Annotated in this window: 1 protein-coding gene; it reads left to right on the top strand. The window is 40.0% G+C overall.

What is annotated here, in order from left to right; genetic code table 11:
* Positions 1-444: 444 nt before the first annotated feature.
* On the top strand, positions 445-593 hold a 149-nt coding region (locus LJE08_RS13745), incomplete at its 3' end, for an oleate hydratase (protein WP_255650360.1).

Here is a 593-nt window from a genome sequence, read left to right as displayed (position 1 = left end):
GATTGGAAAGTCCTTGCGACTTTAAAGTCGCAATCATCACACGTTCTTCTTTAGTAAGATGAGCATTCTTTTTATGAGTAGTCAATAAACTAGTAGACATGGTATCATTTAAGTGCGTCATTTGACGGACATCCTTTCATATAGGTTTGGTTCACTTAATATGATACCTGATGTCACGCCGAATGGCGTTTTTTATTTACCACCAACTGGGTGGCTAACTTCATTCTATAATCTACCAAAATAATTGACAAATGAAAGCGTCAACAATATCATAAAAGTATAGTTACATGTGTAACGATTTTTGGTATTGAAAGTAGCGAGCATGATGCATTATACAAATGGAAACTACGAGGCGTTCGTCAATGCTGACAAGCCAGCCGATATCGAAAAAAATCGGCATATATCATTGGAGCAGGTCTGGCTGGATTAGCCACCGCCGTCTTTTTGATTCGCGACGGACAGATGCCAGGTAAAAAGATCCATATTCTTGAAGAATTATCAGTTCCAGGCGGCAGCATGGATGGAATTTACAGCGTTCAGCGCAATTCCTATATTATTCGTGGCGACCGTGAAATGGAACCGCATTTTGAGAC

Origin of the sequence: Holdemanella sp. DFI.5.55 (assembly GCF_020593575.1) — a bacterium.
Taxonomy (GTDB): Bacteria; Bacillota_I; Bacilli_A; order Erysipelotrichales; family Erysipelotrichaceae; genus Holdemanella; species Holdemanella hominis.
This window is presented reverse-complemented; position numbering and strand designations above follow the sequence as displayed.